Here is a 20,089-nt window from a genome sequence, read left to right on the forward strand (position 1 = left end):
AATGAGCGCCGTTCCTTGGGCGTGACATCAGTCCGTTAAAAAACGAGCTGCACCATACCAAAAACCGAGCGGTCATTTCAGAGGGATTTCCCCAATGGTTGCGATCGCTACGGCTGGAGGTTTTTCCAGGCACTTTCCTGCGGACAAAACAAAACCCCAACTGCTTTCGCAATTGGGGTTTCGGAATTTAATCTTGACGATGACCTACTCTCACATGGGGAAACCCCACACTACCATCGGCGATGCATCGTTTCACTTCTGAGTTCGGGATGGGATCAGGTGGTTCCAACGCTCTATGGTCGTCAAGAAATTCGGGTACTGAGTCGTGGCCGGATGGCCTCGCTTCAGCAAATTGGGTATGTGACAGCTTTCGGTGTTTTGTGAGCGTCGAACTTTCGGTTCATTTTCGTCTTCACACACCGCAATCTGGTCTCTTTCGAGTCTACAGATTGCTTGGGTGTTATATGGTCAAGCCTCACGGGCAATTAGTATTGGTTAGCTCAACGCCTCACAGCGCTTACACACCCAACCTATCAACGTCGTAGTCTTCGACGGCCCTTCAGGGAACTCAAGGTTCCAGTGAGATCTCATCTTGAGGCAAGTTTCCCGCTTAGATGCTTTCAGCGGTTATCTTTCCCGAACATAGCTACCCGGCAATGCCACTGGCGTGACAACCGGAACACCAGAGGTTCGTCCACTCCGGTCCTCTCGTACTAGGAGCAGCCCCTCTCAAATCTCAAACGTCCACGGCAGATAGGGACCGAACTGTCTCACGACGTTCTAAACCCAGCTCGCGTACCACTTTAAATGGCGAACAGCCATACCCTTGGGACCGGCTTCAGCCCCAGGATGTGATGAGCCGACATCGAGGTGCCAAACACCGCCGTCGATATGAACTCTTGGGCGGTATCAGCCTGTTATCCCCGGAGTACCTTTTATCCGTTGAGCGATGGCCCTTCCATACAGAACCACCGGATCACTAAGACCTACTTTCGTACCTGCTCGACGTGTCTGTCTCGCAGTCAAGCGCGCTTTTGCCTTTATACTCTACGACCGATTTCCGACCGGTCTGAGCGCACCTTCGTACTCCTCCGTTACTCTTTAGGAGGAGACCGCCCCAGTCAAACTACCCACCATACACTGTCCTCGATCCGGATAACGGACCTGAGTTAGAACCTCAAAGTTGCCAGGGTGGTATTTCAAGGATGGCTCCACGCGAACTGGCGTCCACGCTTCAAAGCCTCCCACCTATCCTACACAAGCAAATTCAAAGTCCAGTGCAAAGCTATAGTAAAGGTTCACGGGGTCTTTCCGTCTAGCCGCGGATACACTGCATCTTCACAGCGATTTCAATTTCACTGAGTCTCGGGTGGAGACAGCGCCGCCATCGTTACGCCATTCGTGCAGGTCGGAACTTACCCGACAAGGAATTTCGCTACCTTAGGACCGTTATAGTTACGGCCGCCGTTTACCGGGGCTTCGATCAAGAGCTTCGCGTTAGCTAACCCCATCAATTAACCTTCCGGCACCGGGCAGGCGTCACACCCTATACGTCCACTTTCGTGTTTGCAGAGTGCTGTGTTTTTAATAAACAGTCGCAGCGGCCTGGTATCTTCGACCGGCGTGAGCTTACGCAGCAAGTGCTTCACCCTCACCGGCGCACCTTCTCCCGAAGTTACGGTGCCATTTTGCCTAGTTCCTTCACCCGAGTTCTCTCAAGCGCCTTGGTATTCTCTACCCAACCACCTGTGTCGGTTTGGGGTACGGTTCCTGGTTATCTGAAGCTTAGAAGCTTTTCTTGGAAGCATGGCATCAACCACTTCGTCGCCTAAAGGCAACTCGTCATCAGCTCTCGGCCTTAGAATCCCGGATTTACCTAAGATTCCAGCCTACCACCTTAAACTTGGACAACCAACGCCAAGCTGGCCTAGCCTTCTCCGTCCCTCCATCGCAATAACCAGAAGTACAGGAATATTAACCTGTTTTCCATCGACTACGCTTTTCAGCCTCGCCTTAGGGACCGACTAACCCTGCGTCGATTAACGTTGCGCAGGAAACCTTGGTCTTTCGGCGTGGGTGTTTTTCACACCCATTGTCGTTACTCATGTCAGCATTCGCACTTCTGATACCTCCAGCAAGCTTCTCAACTCACCTTCACAGGCTTACAGAACGCTCCTCTACCGCATCACTTACGTGATACCCGTAGCTTCGGTGTATGGTTTGAGCCCCGTTACATCTTCCGCGCAGGCCGACTCGACTAGTGAGCTATTACGCTTTCTTTAAAGGGTGGCTGCTTCTAAGCCAACCTCCTAGCTGTCTAAGCCTTCCCACATCGTTTCCCACTTAACCATAACTTTGGGACCTTAGCTGACGGTCTGGGTTGTTTCCCTTTTCACGACGGACGTTAGCACCCGCCGTGTGTCTCCCATGCTCGGCACTTGTAGGTATTCGGAGTTTGCATCGGTTTGGTAAGTCGGGATGACCCCCTAGCCGAAACAGTGCTCTACCCCCTACAGTGATACATGAGGCGCTACCTAAATAGCTTTCGAGGAGAACCAGCTATCTCCGAGCTTGATTAGCCTTTCACTCCGATCCACAGGTCATCCGCTAACTTTTCAACGGTAGTCGGTTCGGTCCTCCAGTCAGTGTTACCTAACCTTCAACCTGCCCATGGATAGATCGCCCGGTTTCGGGTCTATTCCCAGCGACTAGACGCCCTATTAAGACTCGCTTTCGCTACGCCTCCCCTATTCGGTTAAGCTCGCCACTGAAAATAAGTCGCTGACCCATTATACAAAAGGTACGCAGTCACAGAACAAAGTCTGCTCCCACTGCTTGTACGCATACGGTTTCAGGATCTATTTCACTCCCCTCTCCGGGGTTCTTTTCGCCTTTCCCTCACGGTACTAGTTCACTATCGGTCAGTCAGTAGTATTTAGCCTTGGAGGATGGTCCCCCCATATTCAGACAAAGTTTCTCGTGCTCCGTCCTACTCGATTTCATGACTAAGAGATTTTCGCGTACAGGGCTATCACCCACTATGGCCGCACTTTCCAGAGCGTTCCGCTAATCTCAAAGCCACTTAAGGGCTAGTCCCCGTTCGCTCGCCACTACTAAGGGAATCTCGGTTGATTTCTTTTCCTCAGGGTACTTAGATGTTTCAGTTCCCCTGGTTCGCCTCTTGCACCTATGTATTCAGTACAAGATAACCATCTTGTGATGGCTGGGTTCCCCCATTCAGACATCTCCGGATCAAAGTCTGTTTGCCGACTCCCCGAAGCTTTTCGCAGGCTACCACGTCTTTCATCGCCTCTGACTGCCAAGGCATCCACCGTATGCGCTTCTTCACTTGACCATATAACCCCAAGCAATCTGGTTATACTGTGAAGACGACATTCGCCGAAAATTCGAATTTCTCAATTAAGAGAACTCACAAATTTTACCTTAGCCTGATCACCACCAGTGAAAGTGGATCTCAGTCTATCTTTCTATCACATACCCAAATTTTTAAAGAACGAACCAGTCAAAGACTAGAAATCAACATTCACCATCACAGCGATGGAATGCTCATTTCTAAGCTCTTACTTCAGAAGCAGTAGTGGTGGAGCCAAGCGGGATCGAACCGCTGACCTCCTGCGTGCAAGGCAGGCGCTCTCCCAGCTGAGCTATGGCCCCGTATTTCTACAGGCGTTTCCCACACAAAATTGGTGGGTCTGGGCAGATTCGAACTGCCGACCTCACCCTTATCAGGGGTGCGCTCTAACCAACTGAGCTACAGACCCAATTTCGGGCTGCTTCTTTCGTCTTCTTCAATGAATCAAGCAATTCGTGTGGGAACTTATGGAGCAGCTGATGTCGTCGATTAAGGAGGTGATCCAGCCGCAGGTTCCCCTACGGCTACCTTGTTACGACTTCACCCCAGTCATGAATCACACCGTGGTAACCGTCCTCCCGAAGGTTAGACTAGCTACTTCTGGTGCAACCCACTCCCATGGTGTGACGGGCGGTGTGTACAAGGCCCGGGAACGTATTCACCGCGACATTCTGATTCGCGATTACTAGCGATTCCGACTTCACGCAGTCGAGTTGCAGACTGCGATCCGGACTACGATCGGTTTTATGGGATTAGCTCCACCTCGCGGCTTGGCAACCCTTTGTACCGACCATTGTAGCACGTGTGTAGCCCAGGCCGTAAGGGCCATGATGACTTGACGTCATCCCCACCTTCCTCCGGTTTGTCACCGGCAGTCTCCTTAGAGTGCCCACCATAACGTGCTGGTAACTAAGGACAAGGGTTGCGCTCGTTACGGGACTTAACCCAACATCTCACGACACGAGCTGACGACAGCCATGCAGCACCTGTCTCAATGTTCCCGAAGGCACCAATCCATCTCTGGAAAGTTCATTGGATGTCAAGGCCTGGTAAGGTTCTTCGCGTTGCTTCGAATTAAACCACATGCTCCACCGCTTGTGCGGGCCCCCGTCAATTCATTTGAGTTTTAACCTTGCGGCCGTACTCCCCAGGCGGTCAACTTAATGCGTTAGCTGCGCCACTAAGAGCTCAAGGCTCCCAACGGCTAGTTGACATCGTTTACGGCGTGGACTACCAGGGTATCTAATCCTGTTTGCTCCCCACGCTTTCGCACCTCAGTGTCAGTATCAGTCCAGGTGGTCGCCTTCGCCACTGGTGTTCCTTCCTATATCTACGCATTTCACCGCTACACAGGAAATTCCACCACCCTCTACCATACTCTAGCTCGCCAGTTTTGGATGCAGTTCCCAGGTTGAGCCCGGGGATTTCACATCCAACTTAACGAACCACCTACGCGCGCTTTACGCCCAGTAATTCCGATTAACGCTTGCACCCTCTGTATTACCGCGGCTGCTGGCACAGAGTTAGCCGGTGCTTATTCTGTCGGTAACGTCAAAATTGCAGAGTATTAATCTACAACCCTTCCTCCCAACTTAAAGTGCTTTACAATCCGAAGACCTTCTTCACACACGCGGCATGGCTGGATCAGGCTTTCGCCCATTGTCCAATATTCCCCACTGCTGCCTCCCGTAGGAGTCTGGACCGTGTCTCAGTTCCAGTGTGACTGATCATCCTCTCAGACCAGTTACGGATCGTCGCCTTGGTGAGCCATTACCTCACCAACTAGCTAATCCGACCTAGGCTCATCTGATAGCGCAAGGCCCGAAGGTCCCCTGCTTTCTCCCGTAGGACGTATGCGGTATTAGCGTTCCTTTCGAAACGTTGTCCCCCACTACCAGGCAGATTCCTAGGCATTACTCACCCGTCCGCCGCTGAATCCAGGAGCAAGCTCCCTTCATCCGCTCGACTTGCATGTGTTAGGCCTGCCGCCAGCGTTCAATCTGAGCCATGATCAAACTCTTCAGTTCAAACATCTTTGGGTTTTTAAGAAACCCTAAACTTGGCTCAGCAATCGTTGGTTACATCTTTGATTTCTCGCGGAGTAACTTGTGATGCTGATAATCTTGTTGACTATCAGTCTGACTCCACAAGCACCCACACGAATTGCTTGATTCAGTTGTTAAAGAGCGGCTGGTTAAGATCTTTCGTCTCAACCGAGGCGCGCATTCTACAGCAGCCTCATTTGCTGTCAAGTGATTATTTTCAGAAGCTTTCGAAGATTTCTTCAACAACTTCAACCACTTGCGCTTCCGATCTCTCGTTAGCGGGAGGCGAATTCTACAGCGTTACACGCTGCTGTCAACACCTCTTTTTCAGCCACTTCCAAACCTCGATACACTGAAGCCCTGCACTGCCGAAAACTACTTAACCCATTGAATCTCAAGGAGTTTTCCGTTTCGACTGCGCCGGAAGTGGGGCGAATTATAGAGACTCAGAATCTGCCGTCAACCCTTAATTTGAATTTTCTATCAAGAGAGGGAAAAAGACCGCTTCTATATAGACGCGAACGCAGTGAGTGCGCACTATATTGCCCAACACACCTCAGCTCCTTCCCCGGATGACGCCACGCAATGAACGACCAGCCTCGCCGCCTTGCCTCAACCCTCTTCCCGGTTGGCCTGCTATTAATAGCCATGGCATCGATCCAGTCTGGCGCTTCGCTGGCTAAAAGCATGTTCCCCATCGTTGGCGCTCAAGGCACTACAACCCTGCGCCTGATCTTCGCCAGCGTGATCATGCTGTTATTGCTCAAACCCTGGAGAGCGAAGCTGACAGCCAAATCACTGCGCACAGTGATTGTCTATGGAATGGCGCTAGGAGGTATGAACTTCCTCTTCTATATGTCGTTACGCACTGTTCCGCTCGGCATCGCTGTTGCCCTGGAGTTCACCGGACCGCTGGCAGTCGCCATCTATGCCTCGCGTCGCGCGATCGACTTTCTCTGGATCGCCCTGGCTGCCATCGGCTTGTTGCTGTTGATACCAACCGGCGCTACGACAGCAGGTATCGATCTGGTCGGTGCAGGCTATGCACTGGGAGCCGGTGTTTGCTGGGCGCTATACATTCTGTTCGGTCAGAAGGCCGGCGCCGATAACGGCGTAACCACCGCGGCACTTGGCGTGATGATCGCAGCCCTGTTCGTCGCCCCCATCGGTATCGTCCACGCTGGCAGCGCATTGCTGACTCCCGCATTGATCCCGATCGCTATCGGCGTGGCGATCCTGTCCACTGCCCTTCCCTACACACTGGAAATGGTCGCCCTCACCCGCATGCCCGCCCGCACTTTCGGCACGCTGATGAGCATCGAACCGGCCTTCGGCGCGCTGTCGGGCCTGCTATTCCTTCAGGAATACCTTTCTTTGTCACAATGGATGGCGATCCTGTGCATTATTCTGGCCTCCGTCGGTGCAACCATGACCATGGGCAGCACTGCCAAACCCGCCATCGCGGCGGATTGAAAGGGGATTGAACGAAGGTCTGGCATTTGGCGCTCATTTAGGCCATGTTTAGCCTCGCAACCCAATGCCAGACATGGATTTTTTCGGATAGGGACATCGGAACGCGTCAAGCGAGAGCGCATACAGGCAGACCCGAGCGCCAGACTCGAGGCCGCCATAAGGACGGTAATGAAACGAATTTTGATACTGATCGCCATACTCGCCATTGCGGGCTGCGCGGCGACGTCGAAGACCCAGGTCAAGCATGGCAAGAAAGGGCTGCACATCAACTGTTCGGGATTGTCCTCCTCTTGGGACAAGTGCTACGCCAGCGCTGCGAACTCTTGCGCACCGAAGGGCTACAAGGTCATCGCAAAATCAGGCGATACCGTGGAAGAGCCGGGTGATTACCCCTTCGGCCTCAACCCCGCCGGCTATACCAGCCGCAGCATGATCGTCATCTGCAAATAAACCATCGCCGCTACTGCACTCGCGAAGCGGCGAGCTGGTGCCCGATCTCTTCATGACAGGACTTCAGCACCCGCTGCTGAATCTTCGGTGACGCCAGCATACGCGCCACCACCAGTGCCCCGACGCATTGCGACAGAATGGCCCACGCCAGGCTGTCGCTTTCCAGAATCTGCGCCCAACTTTCCTGAAGCTTGCAAATCCACAGCTCGGCCTGCTCCCGCACAACAATATCCGACCGCGCTATCTCGGCGCCCAGTGCAGGCAATGCGCAGCCCAGCTCAGGTTGCTCGACATGGGCCATGTTCAGATACAGCTTCAGGCACCGCTCCAGCCGTTCGCGATCCTGCGTACCCTGCCCGCCCAAACGTTCAAGACTCTGGCACAGCTCTCGCTCGACGATAGCCGCGAACAAGGCGTCCTTGGACGAGAAATGACTGTAGAACGCCGCCCCGCTCAGGCCGATCGCCTTCATCAGGCCGTCGACGCCCATTGATGAAAACCCGGTCTTTTTCGCAGACAGCGAGCTGCTTTGCAGAAGCTTTTCTTTGGTTTCCAGCTTGTGACTGGCGGAGTAACGCATGTTTTGCCCTCGCAATGGACTGCCTTGACGCTGAGCAAATCCTAGCATAACGTTCGTTCACTTAACGATCGTTTACCAAAGGGATTCTCCCATGAATAACAAGAAGGTCGTATTGGTTGTCGGTGCAGGCGATGCCACGGGCGGAGCCATTGCCAAGCGTTTTGCCAAGGAAGGTTTCATCGCTTGCGTTACGCGGCGCAGTGCCGAGAAATTGCAGCCATTGGTGGAAGCGATTCAGGCGAACGGTGGCGAAGCCCACGGTTTTGCCTGCGATGCGCGCAAGGAAGAAGATGTAATTGCACTGATCGAAGACATCGAAACCCGCCTCGGTCCGATTGAAGCATTCGTTTTCAACATCGGCGCCAACGTGCCCTGCAGCATCCTCGAAGAAACCGCCCGCAAGTATTTCAAGATCTGGGAAATGGCCTGCTTCTCCGGGTTTCTCAATGCCCGGGAAGTCGCCAAACGGATGGTGACCCGTAGCCGCGGCACCATTCTGTTCACCGGCGCGACTGCCGGATTGCGCGGTGCCTCCGGCTTCGCCGCGTTTGCCGGAGCCAAGCACGGTATCCGGGCTCTGGCACAGAGCATGGCCAGAGAGCTTGGCCCGATGAACATCCACGTCGCCCACGTCGTGGTCGACGGCGCCATCGATACCGATTTCATCCGCGACAATTTCCCTGAGAAATATGCCACCAGGGATCAGGACGGTATTCTCAATCCCGACCACATCGCCGAGAACTACTGGTATCTGCATAGCCAGCCACGGGACGCCTGGACGTTCGAGCTGGATCTGCGTCCGTGGAATGAACGCTGGTAATCCCCCCAATAACAAAAACAGAGTGCAGCGAACATGAGCAAAACCGTGGAATTCTATTTTGATCTCGGCAGCCCCGCCACCTACCTGGCGTATACCCAGCTGCCGAAAATTTGCGCCGAAACCGGCAGCCAGTTGATCTGCATTCCGATGTTGCTCGGCGGCGTCTTCAAAGCCACCGGAAACGCGTCGCCAGCAATGATCCCGGCCAAGGGTCGCTATATGTTTCAGGATCTGGACCGCTACGCCAAACGCTATGGCGTGCCCCTGAAATTCAACCCGCATTTCCCGATCAATACCCTGATGTTGATGCGTGCGGTCACCGGCATTCAACTGCGTCATCCCGATCGCTTCCTGGCATTCATCGATTGCCTGTTCAAGGCACTGTGGGTTGAAGGCCGCGCTCTTGATGAACCGGCAACAGTTGCCGCCGTGCTGACCGAGCATGGCTTCAATCCTGAAGAGGTATTGGCATTGACCAACGATGAAGCAGTCAAGGCTGCGCTCAAGGACAACACCGAGACTGCTGTGAAACGCGGCGTCTTCGGTGCGCCAAGCATGTTCATCGACAACCAGTTGTTCTTCGGTCAGGACCGGCTCGACTTCGTGGTGGAAGCCCTTCGCTAAATTTCCACGACCACACGCCCCTGAGCTGCTTTCGTTGCCAGCAGCTCAGGGGCCTCCCCGGCAGTTTCCAGCGTAAACCGATGCGGATCGACTAACGGTCGCAGCCAGCCGGACTCAATCAGAGCGGCAGCCTGTCGCAAAATTTCTCCATGATGCTCACAACCCCTGCCGGTCAGTAACGGCCAAGGTGAACACTCCCGAATACGTCGCCCCACGAAACGACAACGGCGCAAGACTGTGCTGTCCCCAACCGAGACAGCTGAGCACATGCCCACTGTAGATCCGTGCGGCTTTGAAAGAGGCGTCCAGCGTCTCGCCGCCGACCGTGTCATAGACAATGTCGAACCCCTCCCCGCCGTGAACTCGGCGACATAGTCCTCGACCGAGTCCTCTCGATAATCAATGAACGTCGCGCCGTAACCCTCGATGATCGAGCGTTGTCCCGCAGAACCTGTTGCGTACACTTCAGCACCGAATGCACGGGCCAGTTGTACAGCCACATGCCCGACGCCACCCGCTCCACCGTGAATCAATACTTTATCCCCCGCACTCACCCGAGCCCGATCCACCAAGCCTTCCCACGCCGTGATCTCGATCCGCACCAATACCTGCCCGGCACCAGCCACGGGGCGTTCAAGGGAAACCAAGCGTAACGGCCCGTTGGCGATATCCACTATCAGGGCATTTCAGTGAAGAGCTGGACGTCAATTCAACCTGCTCAGCAATCAGAACCTGTGGACCTACGAGAAGGATGGCCACCACCACGAAGTGCGCATCCAGGGCAACACCCAGAGCAACAACTCCGAAGCGATCCGCGAAATGGTCTTGGGAGGACTGGGGATTTCGCTGTCACCGGTCTGGCTGTTCAGCGAGGATTTGAAGACGGGTCGAGTGGTCGCCCTGTTGCAGGACTATCAGACCCGATCATTGCCGATTCACGCCGTGTCCCCGGCGAACCGTCGCCAGTCCGCCAGGGTCAATGCGTTTGTCGACTTCATGACCCAGGCGCTGGCAGCAGCGCCCGAGCTTCAACCGATCAGATAGCAGCAGTACGCGTGTTCAGCCATTCCAGTGCCGCGCCTTCAAGCAGCGGGCTCAGACGCTCGCGCACCTCGGCGTGATAGGCGTTGAACCACTGTTTCTCTTCCTGCGTCAGCAACGACGGCTCCAGACAGCGAGTGTCGATCGGGCACAGGGTCAGGGTTTCGAACTTGAGAAACTCGCCGAATTCGCTGCTTCCTGCTTCAACGTTCATCGCCAGGTTCTCGATCCGCACACCCCAACGGCCCGGACGATAAGTGCCCGGTTCAATGGAAGTGATCATCCCCGGTTGCATGGCGGTTTGTGGTGCCGGCGCCGCCTGATAGGCAATCACCTGCGGACCTTCGTGAACGTTGAGAAAGTAACCCACGCCGTGGCCGGTGCCATGACCATAGTCAACGTTCTCTGCCCAGATCGGCGCGCGGGCAATCGCGTCCAGCAACGGCGACAGAATGCCTTTCGGGAATCGCGCACGGGACAAGGCAATCACACCTTTCAGCACACGAGTGCAATCGCGCTTCTGCTCTTCGGTTGGCGTACCAACAGCCACCATGCGCGTGATGTCGGTAGTGCCGCCCAGGTATTGACCACCGGAATCGATCAGCAACAAGCCATCACCTTCGATCACCGCGTGCTCTTCCGGGGTGGCGTGGTAATGCGGCATCGCGCCGTTGGCGTTGTAGGCGGCAATGGTATTGAAACTCAGCGACACATAATCCGGACGACGCTCACGGGCCGCCGTGAGTTTCTCGTCAATGGTCAGCTCGGTAATGCGCTCGCGACCCCAGGCCGACTCCAGCCAGGTGAAAAACTCGCACAGCGCCGCGCCATCCTGCTCCATCGCCTGACGAATGTGCCCGGCATCCGCCAGGCTCTTCTGCGATTTGGCCAGGGTGGTCGGGTTCAGGCCTTCGACCAGCTTCACGCCACTGTCGAGGTTGTCCAGCAGACCGCTGGTAACCCGCGCCGGATCCACCAGCAGGCTCGCGCCGTTCGGAATCGCACGCAAGGCGTCGGCGACTTCGCTGTAGTCACGCAGGGTCACGCCGTCCTTTTCCAGCACGGCACGCAGCTCGGCATCAACCTTGCTCAAGGCCACAAACAGCGTGGCTTGTTGCTGGCTGATCAGCGCAAAGGATACGAAAACCGGGTTGAACGACACATCGCCGCCGCGCAGGTTGAACAGCCAGGCGATATCGTCGAGGGTGGCGATGAAGTGCCAATCGGCGCCGCGTTCCTGCAGGGTTTCACGCAGTTTGGCGAGTTTCTCGCCACGGCTGACGGTCGCCTGCGGTGGCAGGTGCTGATAGATCGGCGCGTTCGGTAGCGCCGGGCGATCACTCCAGACTTCTTTCAACAAGTCGATGTCGGTACGCAGACTGGCGCCCCGCGCTTCGAGCTTGCCGCCCAGCGTACGCGCCGACGCGACGGCCATCACCGCACCGTCGACCGCGACCACACCACCTTCCGGCGTCTGTTCGGCCAGCCAGTCCAGCGGGCTCGGCTGACCCGGTTGCAGTTTCACCAGTTCGATGCCGCTGCCCTTGAGTTCCTTGGTCGCCTGTTCCCAGTAACGACTGTCAGCCCAGACCCCGGCGAAATCGGTGGTCACAATCAACGTGCCGACCGAGCCGTGAAAACCCGACAACCATTGCCGGCCCTGCCAGTAACCCGGCAGGTATTCCGACAGGTGCGGGTCGGCGGACGGCACCAGCAACGCGTGGATACCTTCGCGACGCATCAGTTCACGGGTGTGCGCGAGGCGCTGGGGAACCGTTCCTTCGGTCAAAGTCTGGGTACTCATCATGTCTCCTGCCAATCACTTCATCGTTATTGTTCGGTGCCGTTCGAAGCCGGCTCGTTAAAGCCCTGTCGCCCAGAATGCCGGAGCACTGGCGCAGGCGGTCTTGATCAGTTCTACAGCCTTGTTGATGTCCTCGGCGGTGGTGAAACGACCGAGGCTCAGACGAATGGTACGGCCGGCCAAATGCGCATCGTGCCCCAATGCCAGCAGCACGTGGGACGGTGTATTGCTGGCGGAGTTGCAGGCCGAAGTCGCAGAAAACGCAATCGAATGGCTCAGCGCCGCCGGGTTGAACTCGCCTTCACTGAAGGTCAGGCTCAAGGTGTGCGGGATACGTTGGGTACTGCTGCCGTTGAGGCGTACGCCGGGCAGGCTCAAGAGTTGTTCGAGCAGACGCTCGCGCAGCGCGACGATGGTTTTCTTCTCGTCATCAAACGCTTCGGCGGCCAGGGCAAAGGCCGAGCCCATGGCGGCGATCTGGTGAGTCGCCAGCGTACCGGAACGCAGTCCGCCCTCGTGACCACCGCCGTGAATCTGCGCCTGCAAACGCTGTTGCGCACGCGGACCGACGTACAGCGCACCGATGCCTTTGGGGCCGTAAAGCTTGTGCGCCGAGAACGACATCAGATCCACCGGCCATTTCGCCAGATCGATCGCGACCTTGCCGGCGCCTTGCGCCGCGTCGACATGGAACAACGCCTCGCGTCCACGCACCACTTCGCCGATGGCCGGGATGTCGTTGACGGTGCCGAGTTCATTGTTAACCAACATCAGCGACACCAGAAAGGTGTCATCGCGCATCGCTTCGCTGACCGCTTGCGGGGTGATCAGACCTTCGGCGTCCGGCACCAGATAAGTGACGGCGACACCGGCGTCCTGCAATTGCCGGGCGGTGTCGAGGATGGCCTTGTGTTCGATCTGGCTGGTGATGATGTGCCCGCCGGACACACCACGGGCCTGGGCCACACCTTTAAGGGCGAGGTTGTTGGATTCTGTAGCGCCGGAGGTCCAGACGATTTGCTGCGCCTGGGCGCCAACCAGTTCGGCGACCTGTCGGCGAGCGTTCTCGACCGTTTGCCGGGCCTGCTGGCCGAAGGCGTGGGAACTGGAGGCAGGGTTGCCGAAGTTACCGTCGAAACCCAGACACTCGATCATCACCTGGATGACCCGCTCGTCCACCGGGGTGGTGGCAGCGTAATCGAAATACAGCGGACGTGTGTTCATAAAAAGACTCGCAGAGCGTGTTCCGGGATCAGGAAGCTCGTGTCTACAAACGGCACGACGCAGCCTTGTGAGCTGCGTCCGGGTTCGAGAGCGTCATCAATACCTGATCGGATGCCGTTAAAGAAGAACAACTTCATTAAAAGTGCGTAGGAACGCTCCTGAACGCGACTTTAACAGGCATCGGGCGGGTGGTTGTAGCACTGCGTCAGCTAAAGCTTTCAAGGAGTAACGGATACAGCGAAATCACCAGCAGCGCCGCCATGCCCCAGTTGAACACCCGCAACCAGCGACGATCCTTCAGTACGTTGCGCAGCAAGGTCCCGCACGCCGCCCAGACGCCGACGCTCGGCAGGTTGATGATGGCGAACACCGCCGCAATCACGATCACATTGGTGAAATAACCCTGCATCGGCGTGTACGTGCTGATGGCACCGATGGCCATGATCCACGCCTTGGGATTGACCCACTGAAAAGCCGCCGCGCCGAGGTAGCTGATCGGTTTCGCCTCGCCCTGCTCGCTGTCGCCGACCGGGCCGGAATGGGCGATTTTCCACGCCAGATACAGCAAGTAGGCCGCGCCGATGTAACGCAGCACCGTATAAAGAAGAGGATAAGTCTGGAAAACCGCGCCCAGGCCAAAACCGACCGCCACCACCAGTACGAAGAAGCCGCAGGTAATGCCAAGCATATGAGGGATGGTGCGGTTGAAACCGAAGTTCACGCCCGATGCCAGCAACATGGTGTTGTTCGGCCCCGGTGTGATCGAGGTAACAAGGGCAAACAGGGCAAAGCCCAGCAGCAGGTCGAGCGAGAGGGTCATGGCAGGCAGTCCGTCAGGGTCATTCAGGTGTTGACCCTATCCCACGGCGCCGCGCAAACCCACGGACAGTTGGGTAAAACTTCGAGCAGTACAGTTGGCGATCAGCTTGGACGACCGTGCAGCTGTACGGCCCGCTCGGCGCTCATTTCACCCTTGTTGTCGAAACCGAAAGTCTTCTGCGGCTGGCCGAGCAATTCGGCTTTTTTCGCATGGTATTCCTCGAACGACAGGCCGCGACGATTCAGCGTTTCGAGGGCCAGTTCGCGGGTTTCTTCCGCCGTGTAAGGGCGCAGTTCCGGGGAAACGTGGCTCGCGCAACCGGCGAGAACGGAGACAGCGAGCATCAGCGAAACAGTCAGTAAACGATTCATGGGAGCGTCCTGGCGAGCAGTGTGGGTCGATGGAGAAAGGCTACGCCCGGGCACGCTTTGGCAGAAATCAACGCTCTCAATAGTGGCTATCAGAATTCGGGCAGGGTTCGCCCTTTATATTCTCAAAAGACCTATCAATATCAATTAACAGTCTTTTACGGAATAACAGTCAGTCTTTATAAATCCTTCATCGCCTTCGGCACTGTTGCTCCAGCAACTGTTTCCCAGGCAACAGCGGTTCAACAAACCGGCCTGAAAGTCACACGAGCACAGCCGCCGACAACGCTCAAAGCCCCGGAATACGGGCTTTACAGGAATTGGTACAGCGCTTGCTCTGCTCCAGTGACTACTCACTGCTCGCCGAGCAACTGTTGAAAAAGGAACTGACCATGTCGCGTCCACTGAAAGTCGTCGCCCTGTCCGGCGGAACCTGGCGTCCGTCCCGCACCCTGGTGCTGACCCAGGCCCTGCTGGCCGAATTGTCCGGGCACCTGCCGGTCGAGAGTCACCTGATCGAACTCGGTGACATCGCCCGCCCGCTGGGCGCCGCACTGTCCCGTCAGGAACTGCCGGCCGAGATCGAAGCCGAGCTGCAAGCCATCGAACAGGCTGACCTGCTGATCGTCGCGGCGCCGGTGTATCGCGGTTCCTATCCGGGGCTGCTCAAGCATTTGTTCGACCTGATCGACCTGAATGCGCTGATCGACACGCCTGTGCTGCTCGCCGCCACTGGTGGCAGTGAACGCCATGCGCTGGTGCTCGATCACCAGTTGCGCCCGCTGTTCAGTTTCTTCCAGGCCGTGACCCTGCCGATTGGGGTGTATGCCACCGAAGCCGATTTCGCCGACTACCAGATCACCAGCGAACCGCTCAAGGCACGTATCCGCCTGGCCGCCGAACGCGCCGCGCCGCTGTTCGGCACTCACATCAAACCGTTGCTGAAAATCGCTTAAGGAGCTGTTCATGGATGTTTTCTGGTTCCTGCCGACCCACGGCGACGGTCACTATCTGGGCACCACCCAAGGCGCGCGCCCGGTCACCCTCAATTACCTGAAGCAGGTGGCGCAAGCCGCTGACAGCCTCGGCTACCACGGCGTGCTGATTCCCACCGGCCGTTCCTGCGAAGACTCTTGGGTGATCGCCTCGGCGCTGGTGCCGCTGACCGAACGCCTGCGTTATCTGGTGGCGATCCGTCCGGGGATCATTTCGCCGACCGTCTCGGCGCGCATGGCCGCGACCCTGGATCGACTGTCCAACGGCCGCTTGCTGATCAACGTCGTGACCGGCGGTGATCCCGACGAAAACCGTGGCGACGGCAGTTTCCTCAGCCACAGCGAACGCTACGAAGTCACCGACGAATTCCTCAAGATCTGGCGCCGGGTGTTGCAAGGCGAGGCGGTGGATTTCGAAGGCAAACATCTGAAAGTACAGAACGCCAAGGCGCTGTATCCACCGGTGCAGAAACCCTATCCGCCACTGTATTTCGGCGGTTCCTCCGAAGCGGCCCACGATCTGGCCGCCGAACAGGTGGACGTGTACCTGACCTGGGGCGAGCCACCGGCCGCGGTCGCCGAGAAACTCGCCGACGTGCGTGAACGCGCCGCCCGTCACGGGCGCAAAGTGAAGTTCGGCATTCGCCTGCACGTGATCGTGCGCGAGACCGCCGAAGAAGCCTGGAAAGCCGCCGACAAACTGATCGAACACATCAGCGACGAAACCATCGAGGCCGCGCAGAAATCCTTTTCCCGCTTCGATTCCGAAGGCCAGCGACGCATGGCCGCCCTGCACGACGGACGTCGCGACAACCTGGAAATCGCCCCCAACCTGTGGGCCGGCGTCGGCCTGGTGCGCGGCGGTGCCGGTACCGCATTGGTCGGCGATCCGCAGCAAGTGGCGGCGCGAATCAAGGAGTACGCGGATCTGGGCATCGAGAGCTTCATTTTCTCCGGTTACCCGCATCTCGAAGAGGCCTACCGCTTTGCCGAGCTGGTGTTCCCGTTGTTGCCCGAGCCGTATGCAAGTCTGGCCGGACGCGGTGTCACCAACCTCACCGGGCCGTTCGGCGAAATGATCGCCAACGATGTACTGCCCGCCAAAGCCAACGCCTGAGGAAGACCGAGTGACTGCCAAACCGCAAAGCACCCTGCTCTCCCCGTTGCAGACCGCCCGCCAACTGGCCGCCGAATTTGCCCTGACCGCCGTCGAGCGCGACGAGCGTGGCGGCACACCGAAAGCCGAACGCGACGCCCTGCGCGACAGCGGTCTGCTGGCCCTGAGCATTCCCACCCGTTACGGCGGCCTCGGCGCGCGCTGGAGCGAAACTCTGGAAGTCGTGCGCGAGTTCGCCAAGGTCGACAGCTCGATCGCCCACGTCTTCGGCTTTCATCATTTGATGCTCGCCACCGTGCGGCTGTTTTCCCGCCCGGAACAATGGCAGCCGTGGTTCGAACAGACCGCGCGGCAGAACTGGTTCTGGGGCAACGCGCTCAATCCGCTGGACACCCGCACCGTGGTCAAGGATCTGGGTGGCTGGCGCGAGTTTTCCGGCAAGAAGAGCTTCTGCTCCGGCGCCAGCGATTCGCAGATGCTGATCGCCTCGGCGGTGGACGAAAGCAACGGCGGCAAACTGCTGATCGCGGCGATCCCCAGTGGCCGCAGCGGCATCACTTTGCACAACGACTGGAACAACATCGGCCAGCGCCAGACCGACAGCGGCAGCGCTACGTTCGAACGGGTGCGGGTCGAAGAATCGGAACTGCTGCTGGATCCGGGGCCGCTGAGCACACCGTACGCCTGCTTGCGCCCGTTGATCGCGCAACTGACGTTCACCCACATGTTCCTCGGCATCGCCGAAGGTGCTTTTGAAGAGGCGCGGCAATACACCCTGAGTGAAACCCGTGTCTGGCACAAATCCTCGGTGCGCGAGGTGCGTGAAGATCCTTACGTGCTGGCCCATTACGGCGAATTCTGGGTCGCCCTCGAGGGCATCCGTCTGCTGGTGGAACGCGCCGCCGCGTTGCTCGACGAAGCCTGGGCCAAAGGCCCGAACCTCAGCACCGAAGAACGCGGTCACCTGGCCACGGCGATTGCCACCGCCAAGGTCGCCGCCAGCCGCCAGGGCCTGGAGATTTGCAGCCGATTGTTCGAAGTCACCGGCGCCCGTTCGACCCACGCGTCGCTGCGTCTGGACCGACACTGGCGCAACCTGCGCACGCAAACCCTGCACGACCCGCTGGATTACAAACTCCACGAGCTGGGTGACTGGGCGCTGAACCAGTCCCTGCCGGTGCCGACGTTCTATTCCTGATTTCCTTTCGTGGAGCGAGACCCATGCAACTGCTGACCCTGCCACACTCACCCGCCCTGGCCACGTCGATTCGCGCCACCGCCCAGGTGTTCGAAGATCCGAAATCCCAGGCCCTGCTGGCGCATCTGCAACAAGTCGCGCCGAGCGAAGCCAGCGTGCTGATCATCGGCGAAACCGGCACCGGCAAGGAGTTGGTGGCGCGGCATATCCACAACCTGAGTAACCGGCGCAACCGGCCGTTCATTGCGGTGAACTGCGGCGCGTTTTCCGAATCGCTGGTGGAAGCCGAACTGTTCGGCCACGAAAAAGGCGCCTTCACCGGCGCCCTCAGCGCCAAGGCCGGATGGTTTGAGGAGGCGGATGGCGGCACCTTGTTCCTCGATGAAATCGGCGATTTGCCGATGGCCATTCAGGTCAAATTGCTGCGGGTGTTGCAGGAGCGTGAAGTGGTGCGCCTGGGTTCGCGCAAGAGCATTCCCATCGATGTGCGGGTGCTGGCGGCGACCAACGTGCAACTGGAGAAAGCCATCAACGCCGGGCATTTCCGCGAGGATCTGTATTACCGGCTGAACGTGGTCAATCTGGAGCTGAGCCCGTTGCGCGATCGGCCCGGTGACATCCTGCCGCTGACCCGGCATTTCATCGAGGCCTACAGTCAGCGCCTGGGCTACGGACGCATCACCATCAGCCCCGGCGCCGAGCACAAGCTGCGCGGCTACAGCTGGCCGGGCAACATCCGCGAACTGGAAAACGTCATTCATCACACGCTGCTGATCTGCCGTAACGGCGTGATCGAACGCGACGATCTGCGCCTGTCGAACCTGCGCATCGACCGTCCCGACGATCAGCACGCGACCGCCGACGACTCACCGGAAGCGCTGCTGGAGCGCGCCTTCCAGAAACTCTTCGAGCAACAGGCCGGCGCCCTGCATGAAAAAGTCGAAGACGCGTTGCTACGCGCGGCCTATCGCTTCTGCCATTACAACCAGGTGCACACCGCGTCCTTGCTCGGCCTGAGCCGCAACGTCACCCGCACGCGGCTGATCAAGATCGGCGAACTGGCGGTAAACAAGCGGCGGCCCACGGAAAATCTGCAAGGCGAGCGCTTGATCCAGCTGTCGATCTAGCCGACCAGTTGGCAGTGCAAGCCGTCGTCATGACTGCGGGCGATGCTGCTCAGCACCTGGAATGAACCGAAGGTCACGGTGCGCGCCTGATGAGTGCGGATCAGTTGCCAGAAATCCTGCTCGCCGGTTTCGAAACTCTGGAACGCCGCCTCCCCCGCCTCGCGGGACTGCCATTGCAGAAAGCTCAACACTCGCCGACCGTCGTCGCTGGCCTGGACGCTGGCACTGACGAAACCGGCGTAACGCTGGGCCAGACGTTCGGTCTGCACCGCCAGCGCCGAGACCAGCGCCGGTTGCTGGCCGGGTTCGATTTCAAATTCGATCAATTGGGTAAAGCTGCGGTTTTTCGCTGGTGCTTGCATGACATCCCCACTCTGTCAGACGAATCTTGCGATTCGAAGGCCTGCAGGGTAAAACCTCGACTTAACTAGAGGTCAAGGGGCAATTTGCAAATGATCACTGCGGAAAATATTCACAAGCAACTGACCGTCGGCGAAGTCGCGGCCCGCAGCGGCGTGGCGGTCACCGCCCTGCACTTTTATGAATCCAAGGGCTTGATCAAGAGCCAGCGCAATGCCGGCAACCAGCGGCGTTATCCACGGGAAGTGCTGCGGCGGGTGGCGTTGATCAAGGTGGCGCAACGGCTGGGCATTCCACTGGCGGAAATCGGCGAGGTGTTGAAGCAGTTGCCGGACAACCGCGCACCCACGGCGGCGGACTGGAAAGTGTTGTCGGAGCAGTGGCGGCGGGAGCTGGACGAGCGGATCAATCAGTTGATGCTGCTGCGGGATCGACTGACCGGTTGCATCGGTTGCGGATGCCTGTCGATGGAGGCCTGCCCGCTGCGCAATCAGGGCGATGTGCTGGGCGACCAAGGGCCGGGAGCGCATTTTCTCGACGTTCCCGACTGAGGACTCGCTCCGCTCCGGCGTCGCGAGGGCTGCTCGTCGGCTGTTCGGCCATGGCGGCGACACGGATCTATAGTTGAGCGACCGGCAACCCCGGCGAAGGCACACCTTCAACCTCTAAT

At 57.8% G+C, this 20,089-nt stretch carries 16 protein-coding genes, 2 tRNA genes, 3 rRNA genes and 1 pseudogene; 10 read left to right on the forward strand and 12 right to left on the reverse strand.

Translation table 11 applies throughout. The features are described 5' to 3' along the window. Window positions 1–191: 191 nt before the first annotated feature. From rrf to KJY40_RS20220, 5 genes are all read right to left on the reverse strand, one after another. Window positions 192–307 (reverse strand): 5S ribosomal RNA (rrf, locus tag KJY40_RS20200). 157 nt (window positions 308–464) lie between these two features. Beyond that, window positions 465–3,355: ribosomal RNA gene (locus KJY40_RS20205) — 23S ribosomal RNA — on the reverse strand. 244 nt (window positions 3,356–3,599) lie between these two features. After that, window positions 3,600–3,675: transfer RNA gene (locus KJY40_RS20210), tRNA-Ala, on the reverse strand. 30 nt (window positions 3,676–3,705) lie between these two features. Further along, a tRNA-Ile gene (locus KJY40_RS20215) sits at window positions 3,706–3,782 on the reverse strand. A gap of 81 nt (window positions 3,783–3,863) precedes the next feature. Then, window positions 3,864–5,400: ribosomal RNA gene (locus tag KJY40_RS20220) — 16S ribosomal RNA — on the reverse strand. Together the 16S, 23S and 5S rRNA genes with 2 tRNA genes alongside form the textbook arrangement of a ribosomal RNA operon. Before the next feature lie 603 nt (window positions 5,401–6,003). Between KJY40_RS20220 and rhtA the strand changes: the two genes are divergently transcribed. Then, a complete protein-coding gene (rhtA, locus tag KJY40_RS20225) occupies window positions 6,004–6,891 on the forward strand; it encodes a threonine/homoserine exporter RhtA (protein WP_230732296.1) in 888 nt (295 codons plus the stop codon). Window positions 6,892–7,059: 168 nt separating this feature from the next. Further along, complete coding sequence (locus KJY40_RS20230) at window positions 7,060–7,341, forward strand: hypothetical protein (RefSeq protein WP_230732299.1); 282 nt, start codon at window positions 7,060–7,062, stop codon at window positions 7,339–7,341. A 10-nt stretch (window positions 7,342–7,351) separates the two neighbouring features. On the opposite strand, the gene KJY40_RS20235 is transcribed toward KJY40_RS20230, so the two are convergent. Further along, window positions 7,352–7,921: a TetR/AcrR family transcriptional regulator gene (locus KJY40_RS20235; RefSeq protein WP_230732302.1), complete on the reverse strand. Its 570-nt coding sequence runs from the start codon at window positions 7,919–7,921 to the stop codon at window positions 7,352–7,354. A 91-nt stretch (window positions 7,922–8,012) separates the two neighbouring features. Here KJY40_RS20235 and KJY40_RS20240 point away from each other — a divergent pair, with 91 nt between their 5' ends. Then, window positions 8,013–8,741 (forward strand): SDR family oxidoreductase, encoded by a 729-nt coding sequence (locus KJY40_RS20240; RefSeq protein WP_230732305.1) that lies wholly within the window; start codon window positions 8,013–8,015, stop codon window positions 8,739–8,741. A gap of 33 nt (window positions 8,742–8,774) precedes the next feature. Further along, on the forward strand, window positions 8,775–9,365 hold the full coding sequence (locus tag KJY40_RS20245) for a 2-hydroxychromene-2-carboxylate isomerase (RefSeq protein ID WP_230732306.1): 591 nt from the start codon (window positions 8,775–8,777) through the stop codon (window positions 9,363–9,365). On the opposite strand, the gene KJY40_RS20250 is transcribed toward KJY40_RS20245, so the two are convergent. Then, on the reverse strand, window positions 9,362–10,039 hold the full coding sequence (locus tag KJY40_RS20250) for a zinc-binding dehydrogenase (RefSeq protein ID WP_407681973.1): 678 nt from the start codon (window positions 10,037–10,039) through the stop codon (window positions 9,362–9,364). The two genes, KJY40_RS20245 and KJY40_RS20250, sit on opposite strands and share 4 nt — an antisense overlap. Before the next feature lie 31 nt (window positions 10,040–10,070). Here KJY40_RS20250 and KJY40_RS20255 point away from each other — a divergent pair. Then, window positions 10,071–10,409, forward strand: a pseudogene (locus KJY40_RS20255) (LysR substrate-binding domain-containing protein); the annotation flags it as partial. On the opposite strand, the gene KJY40_RS20260 reads toward KJY40_RS20255, so the two are convergent. The 4 genes from KJY40_RS20260 to KJY40_RS20275 form a co-directional block, all read right to left on the reverse strand. Beyond that, window positions 10,402–12,210: an aminopeptidase P family protein gene (locus tag KJY40_RS20260; RefSeq protein WP_230732308.1), complete on the reverse strand. Its 1,809-nt coding sequence runs from the start codon at window positions 12,208–12,210 to the stop codon at window positions 10,402–10,404. The pseudogene KJY40_RS20255 and the gene KJY40_RS20260 sit on opposite strands and share 8 nt — an antisense overlap. A gap of 57 nt (window positions 12,211–12,267) precedes the next feature. After that, window positions 12,268–13,434 carry an aminotransferase class V-fold PLP-dependent enzyme gene (locus KJY40_RS20265; RefSeq protein WP_230732310.1) on the reverse strand — a complete coding sequence of 389 codons (1,167 nt, stop codon included), beginning with the start codon at window positions 13,432–13,434 and terminating at the stop codon, window positions 12,268–12,270. Window positions 13,435–13,639: 205 nt separating this feature from the next. After that, entirely contained in the window at window positions 13,640–14,254 is a 615-nt protein-coding gene (locus KJY40_RS20270) for a LysE family translocator (RefSeq protein WP_230732312.1), read from the reverse strand. A 101-nt stretch (window positions 14,255–14,355) separates the two neighbouring features. After that, window positions 14,356–14,625 carry a hypothetical protein gene (locus KJY40_RS20275; RefSeq protein ID WP_085700142.1) on the reverse strand — a complete coding sequence of 90 codons (270 nt, stop codon included), beginning with the start codon at window positions 14,623–14,625 and terminating at the stop codon, window positions 14,356–14,358. A 389-nt stretch (window positions 14,626–15,014) separates the two neighbouring features. Here KJY40_RS20275 and msuE point away from each other — a divergent pair, with 389 nt between their 5' ends. From msuE to KJY40_RS20295, 4 genes are read left to right on the forward strand one after another with little or no spacing between them, the layout of a single operon-like run. Further along, entirely contained in the window at window positions 15,015–15,578 is a 564-nt protein-coding gene (gene msuE / locus KJY40_RS20280) for an FMN reductase (protein WP_007955830.1), read from the forward strand. 10 nt (window positions 15,579–15,588) lie between these two features. Continuing rightward, window positions 15,589–16,734, forward strand: coding sequence for an FMNH2-dependent alkanesulfonate monooxygenase (ssuD, locus tag KJY40_RS20285; RefSeq protein WP_230732316.1), 1,146 nt, complete (start codon window positions 15,589–15,591; stop codon window positions 16,732–16,734). Window positions 16,735–16,744: 10 nt separating this feature from the next. Further along, the gene (locus tag KJY40_RS20290; protein WP_230732319.1) at window positions 16,745–17,932 is read left to right on the forward strand and encodes an acyl-CoA dehydrogenase family protein; all 1,188 of its coding nucleotides are present in this window, start codon (window positions 16,745–16,747) and stop codon (window positions 17,930–17,932) included. 23 nt (window positions 17,933–17,955) lie between these two features. Continuing rightward, window positions 17,956–19,059: a sigma-54 interaction domain-containing protein gene (locus tag KJY40_RS20295; RefSeq protein WP_230732322.1), complete on the forward strand. Its 1,104-nt coding sequence runs from the start codon at window positions 17,956–17,958 to the stop codon at window positions 19,057–19,059. Here KJY40_RS20295 and KJY40_RS20300 read toward each other — a convergent pair. Beyond that, complete coding sequence (locus tag KJY40_RS20300; protein WP_007955823.1) at window positions 19,056–19,421, reverse strand: antibiotic biosynthesis monooxygenase; 366 nt, start codon at window positions 19,419–19,421, stop codon at window positions 19,056–19,058. The two genes, KJY40_RS20295 and KJY40_RS20300, sit on opposite strands and share 4 nt — an antisense overlap. A 90-nt stretch (window positions 19,422–19,511) precedes the next feature. Between KJY40_RS20300 and soxR the strand changes: the two genes are divergently transcribed. Continuing rightward, window positions 19,512–19,970: a redox-sensitive transcriptional activator SoxR gene (soxR, locus tag KJY40_RS20305; RefSeq protein ID WP_230732325.1), complete on the forward strand. Its 459-nt coding sequence runs from the start codon at window positions 19,512–19,514 to the stop codon at window positions 19,968–19,970. Window positions 19,971–20,089: the final 119 nt, after the last annotated feature.

Source organism: Pseudomonas fitomaticsae (assembly GCF_021018765.1).
Classification (GTDB): Bacteria; Pseudomonadota; Gammaproteobacteria; order Pseudomonadales; family Pseudomonadaceae; genus Aquipseudomonas; species Aquipseudomonas fitomaticsae.

Coding starts and splice junctions, on each gene's coding strand:
- KJY40_RS20245 (WP_230732306.1), top strand. CDS start 8,775: ATGAGCAAAACCGTGGAATTCTATTTTGATCTCGGCAGCCCCGCCACC.
- KJY40_RS20300 (WP_007955823.1), bottom strand. CDS start 19,421: ATGCAAGCACCAGCGAAAAACCGCAGCTTTACCCAATTGATCGAATTT.
- KJY40_RS20230 (WP_230732299.1), top strand. CDS start 7,060: ATGAAACGAATTTTGATACTGATCGCCATACTCGCCATTGCGGGCTGC.
- KJY40_RS20275 (WP_085700142.1), bottom strand. CDS start 14,625: ATGAATCGTTTACTGACTGTTTCGCTGATGCTCGCTGTCTCCGTTCTC.
- KJY40_RS20240 (WP_230732305.1), top strand. CDS start 8,013: ATGAATAACAAGAAGGTCGTATTGGTTGTCGGTGCAGGCGATGCCACG.
- msuE (WP_007955830.1), top strand. CDS start 15,015: ATGTCGCGTCCACTGAAAGTCGTCGCCCTGTCCGGCGGAACCTGGCGT.
- KJY40_RS20265 (WP_230732310.1), bottom strand. CDS start 13,434: ATGAACACACGTCCGCTGTATTTCGATTACGCTGCCACCACCCCGGTG.
- ssuD (WP_230732316.1), top strand. CDS start 15,589: ATGGATGTTTTCTGGTTCCTGCCGACCCACGGCGACGGTCACTATCTG.
- KJY40_RS20260 (WP_230732308.1), bottom strand. CDS start 12,210: ATGAGTACCCAGACTTTGACCGAAGGAACGGTTCCCCAGCGCCTCGCG.
- KJY40_RS20270 (WP_230732312.1), bottom strand. CDS start 14,254: ATGACCCTCTCGCTCGACCTGCTGCTGGGCTTTGCCCTGTTTGCCCTT.
- rhtA (WP_230732296.1), top strand. CDS start 6,004: ATGAACGACCAGCCTCGCCGCCTTGCCTCAACCCTCTTCCCGGTTGGC.
- KJY40_RS20235 (WP_230732302.1), bottom strand. CDS start 7,921: ATGCGTTACTCCGCCAGTCACAAGCTGGAAACCAAAGAAAAGCTTCTG.
- soxR (WP_230732325.1), top strand. CDS start 19,512: ATGATCACTGCGGAAAATATTCACAAGCAACTGACCGTCGGCGAAGTC.
- KJY40_RS20295 (WP_230732322.1), top strand. CDS start 17,956: ATGCAACTGCTGACCCTGCCACACTCACCCGCCCTGGCCACGTCGATT.